Here is a 1,662-nt window from a genome sequence, read left to right on the forward strand (position 1 = left end):
TTCGTCGGTAGCGTCAGAGGTGTATAAGAGACCCCCCGCCCGGCGCCCCGGAACCGGCGGGGGAACTTCTGATGAACGGTCATGCGCGGGGCGTGCGAGACCACTCCGCACGCCCCCGCCCCCCGGTATCGTCACCGCACGCCGCGCGCCGACCGCGCGCGGCGTGAACAACGGGGGCAACGGGGCCAGGGGGGCTCGTGATCACACTCAGCGTCGAGGACATGCTCGCCATGGCCGGCCTCGTGGCCTCGGTGATCGGCATGCTGACGCGCCGTTACTGGCCGACCCAGAAGCGCATCGGCTGGCGCGCCCAGCTCAACCTGCCGATCCGCATGATCCCCAAGGAGGCCGAGGGCCGCGTCGAGCTGACCCTCCGCCACCTCGGCGCGGACGTTCCCGACGCGAGCATCGCCCTGCTGCGCGTGGAGAACGCGGGCGTCTCGCAGATATCCGAGGACGACCTCCACGACCCGCTGCGGTTCGTCTTCGAGGACCGTTCCATCCTCACCGCCGAGGTCATCGACGCCAGCGACCCCACCATCACCCGGCTGCTGCGGGAGGGCGGCCTCACCGTCCACGGGGACACCGTCACCCTCCCCAAGGTGCCGCTCAACCGCAAGGACCACTTCAAGGTGCTGGTCCTGCTCACCGGCGGCGGGACGGCGGTCGGGCTCCAGGGGTTCATCAACGGCGGCAGGCTGGTCGAGGGCCACTGGCGGCGCAGGGCCCAGATGGCGACCAGCACCCTGGTCGTGCTGCTGACCGCCTCCGTCACCCTGCTCGCCGCCTCGTTCGTCCTGGGCAACGGCGGCGGCGCGCCCGCCCACTGCGCCGAGGGCGAACTGACGGTCAACGGCTCGACGGCCTTCGAGCCCCTGCTCACCGAGATCAGGGACGCCTACGCCGAGGACTGCCCCGACGCGGACATCACGATCGAGGCGGACGGCAGCCTGGAGGGCATCCGCGCCCTGACGGAGGCGCGCGATCGCGGGGACGGCTCCGAGGACGCGCTGATCGCCGCCTCCGACGGGCCGTCCCCCAACCTCCCCGAGGGCCTGGTGGCCCACGACGTCGGCATCATGATCTTCAGCGTCGTCCTCAACGAGAACCTCCGCGTCTGGGACCTTACCCAGGACGAGCTGCGCGGCATCTACACCGGCGAGATCACCAACTGGTCGCAGATCGACGAGCGCTTGGACGAGCCGGTCCGCGTGGTGGGGCGCGACGGCGACTCCGGCACCCGCGTCACGTTCGAGGGCAAGGTCCTCCACCCCGAGCGCGAGCAGGTCTTCTCCTCGCACGACTGCGAGCGGCCCCGCTCCGGGTTCGCCGGGGAGGGGTACATCCGCTGCGAGCGCGAGGGCACCGAGGAACTCCTCACCGAGGTCGACCGGCTGCCCGGCGCCATCGGGTACGCCGAGCTGTCCGCGGTGGGCGACTACGACAACGTCGTCGTCGCGCACATCAACGGCAACGAGCCGAGCGTCGCCCGCATCGTCCAGGAAGGGGAGGACGCCTACCCCTTCTGGGCCGTGGAGACCCTCTACACCGCCGGACGGCCCGAACCCGGCTCGCTCGCCGAGGCGTTCATCGCGTACATGAGCGGCGACGAGGCGGAGGCCATCCTCCTCACCGAGGGCCACGCCCCCTGCGCCCCCCGCC

1 protein-coding gene is annotated in these 1,662 nt (G+C 71.5%); it reads left to right on the plus strand.

All coding sequences use genetic code 11. The features are described from left to right. Positions 1 to 197: 197 nt before the first annotated feature. A partial coding sequence (locus ADY01_RS35510; RefSeq protein WP_049580999.1) for a PstS family phosphate ABC transporter substrate-binding protein occupies positions 198 to 1,662 on the plus strand: 1,465 nt, incomplete at its 3' end.

The organism is Streptomyces sp. SBT349 (genome assembly GCF_001083795.1).
Lineage (GTDB): Bacteria > Actinomycetota > Actinomycetes > Streptomycetales > Streptomycetaceae > Streptomyces.